The organism is Occallatibacter sp., from assembly GCF_049802275.1.
Classification (GTDB): domain Bacteria; phylum Acidobacteriota; class Terriglobia; order Terriglobales; family Acidobacteriaceae; genus Telmatobacter.
In genome coordinates this window covers 1-2701 of sequence record NZ_JBARMD010000593.1, presented here as the reverse complement: position 1 = coordinate 2701, position 2701 = coordinate 1, and the positions used below count along the sequence as shown (strand labels likewise).

Sequence of the window (2701 nt, the reverse complement as noted above, 5' to 3'; positions counted from 1 at the left end):
CTCCGCGTCCAGCCCTGTAACGTCGTGCGTTGCTGCTCGCTCAGGTCCAATTCCGGCAATCGGCGTCCACGTCTCATGACCTTGCTCCTGTCATGTTAGACGCCGGTCGTCATACTGTGTTTAATGTATTAATGACTCAGCACACTAGGGATGGTTCTCAGAAGATACGGAACGGCAGCGCAAGCGACATCAAGGTTGGTCGTTACCCTGGCTCAGTTTCTCATGGTGTTGCGTCGGCATATACCGATCTTCAAGATTCCTGCAGACTGGTTGCGGGCAGGGTTGTCCCGCCATTTCTTTCTTCCATCAATCCAGAGCGCTCGAGAGCGTGAACCATTAGCGCGAAGTGGTGTTGAACAACCAGGCCCCGGGGCTTCATTGGCAAGCCTCTCCCAACTGATCCGTTGGCTCAGCGCGACGGGTGAATATGAGCAAGAAGCTCTTCGTCTTAGGAACTGGCGCGAATATCTGGCTACGCATTCGCCTGAAATTGCCCCTCATTGCATGAGCGCTGCGGTTGAGAGTTTTGATGATTTCGCCGCTGAGGCCGCATCCAGACTCGGTACCTTCACCGAAGGCGTGAAGCGATTCCTCTCCGGTGAATATGCTCGCCGTGGCTGCCGCGAAGATCAGATCTTCTGTAGTCGGCCGCCGATTGAGTATCACCTGAACATGGTGGCTGCCGACGTGATGAATCGTGGTCTGCAGAATGCGTTTGAGCGTACGACGCGCAAGGTCGTACTGGTGCCCGGGTGTATGCGCGGGGAAAAGGCTGCAACCTGCAAAGCCCACATCGACGGGGTTGATATGACATGTATGGCCTGCGACCCGGATTGTGCTGTGAATCGCATTACACGGCGTATGCGTAAACTGGGCGCAAGAGTCTATCTGGTTCCTCACTCTACCGGCTTCAGTCGTTGGCTCGATCGCAGGGGGCGTGAGCCAGATTCCGCGTTACTCCTAGATCGGTCCTTTGGCGTCGTGTCCCGCATTCGCCATGACTAGACCACGTCGATGACGATGAGTGTGATGTCGTCCTGCTGGGCCACCGAGACCGCTTGCCAAACGCGTATCTCGGAGAGCAGCTGCTCCGATAACTCTGAAGGCGGACGGGCCTGGTTGTCACGAACCACTTGCTCAAGCTTCCGGTCGCCAAAGGAATCGCCGCTCGCATTTTCAGGCTCAATCACGCCATCTGTGTACAGCAGGAAGCGGTCACCAGGTTGGATCGAAAAGTCACAAACAGGGTAATCGGCCTCCGGGATGACTCCGAACAGCAGACCATTGCTTTCGATGCGTCCCAGCTTGCCTTGTCGCCACCGCAGAAGTGGCGGGTGGCCTGCCGCTGAATACAGTGCCTTGCAGTTTCCGGTATCAAGCCACAAATAGGCCGCAGAGACCAATTGATTGCGTAGTTGCCCGTAGAGGATTCGATTCAAGCCACGCAATACTTCGCGCGGCTCATGCGCACAGGTCACCACGGTTTGCATCGCCACTTTGATCATCGAAGCAATGAGCGCGGCCGGCACACCATGTCCGCTGACGTCTGCCACGAGGAAGCCCACCCGCTCCCCATTGACGGGAATGAATTCATAGAAGTCACCAGCGACGGCGGTCATGGGCCGATAGGCAACCGCGATCCGGAGGCTGCGGACCTCTGGAACGGATTGCGGAAGGATGGAGAACTGCAACTCCCGGGCGACCTTGAGCTCATCTTCGATCGCCAGCAAGCGCCGCTCACTGGCAAGGATGATCTGCACGGCGACGTACCCGAACGAAAGCAGGAACACGGCAAAAGCCAGATGGCTTGAGAGGCCCGATTGCTGGTAATGCAGCGGTCGCAACACGTTAGACCACAGAGCCTCGGTGGCAAAAACGAGTGTGCCTGCCGCTAGAACGCGGCGGTTGAATAGAACCAGGAACTTGTCGGACAGTTTCTTGACGGTAACGACCGCTATGAGGACAAGAAGGCCACAATCCGAGAGAATCCTATGGTGGGGGATAAACTTTTCGGCTGATCCGCCGACTGCGAACCAGCAAAATCCGACAACAGCGACTATCACCTCGGCAAGAATCAGGATCTTGATGAGAGGCCGAATTCCACCCCGGCTTAGTTCCAAGAAGGCCAACATAGCAACGACAGAAAGCAGGTACGCTATCAGAGTGTTCACGTAAGGGACGGTCGTCTGAAGCACGAGCGGCAGAGCCGCAACGATAGCCGGCGACCGAAACAGAAGCCCGATTCCATACATCGCGCTCCATATTCCTAGCCAGGTGATGAGACGTACGCCGCTCCGCCGACGGATGGCAGCAATGGAGCAAGCTGCCAATCCCAAGAACAGGAAAACTGCTCCAAACATGATGTCGGTGAGTTGGTCGCGAAGCATTGCCAGAAGTTGGTCTTCCAACCGCCCACCTCCAAACATCGCCAAGATACCAGACCCGATATCGACGTTGATGCACCGTCTGATCCTGGAACAGGACGCTTTGGTAAAAAACCGACGATCCCGAGCGGATTACCGCCAACACTGACATTACCAATTTTGGTGCAAAACGAGTTGGGGAAGGTGGGGCTATGTTTCAGCGAGCTCCGTCGCAAACGACCCGAAAGCCATAATCGGCGTAGCTGAATTCCGGCGGGATGCTGGAACGTGCCGAGCATCTTGAAATCTTGATTTGGTGTCGCCAGGAACCTCCGCGC

The 2701-nt window shown here is 56.2% G+C and carries 2 protein-coding genes; one reads left to right on the top strand and one right to left on the bottom strand.

Annotated elements, in window-relative coordinates:
* Positions 1–195 precede the first annotated feature (195 nt).
* Complete coding sequence (locus tag WA354_RS20185) at positions 196–1005, top strand: DUF116 domain-containing protein (RefSeq protein ID WP_472814818.1); 810 nt, start codon at positions 196–198, stop codon at positions 1003–1005.
* Here WA354_RS20185 and WA354_RS20180 read toward each other — a convergent pair.
* Positions 1002–2408 (bottom strand): PP2C family protein-serine/threonine phosphatase, encoded by a 1407-nt coding sequence (locus tag WA354_RS20180; protein WP_472814817.1) that lies wholly within the window; start codon positions 2406–2408, stop codon positions 1002–1004. The two genes, WA354_RS20185 and WA354_RS20180, sit on opposite strands and share 4 nt — an antisense overlap.
* Between the last annotated feature and the right edge of the window lie 293 nt (positions 2409–2701).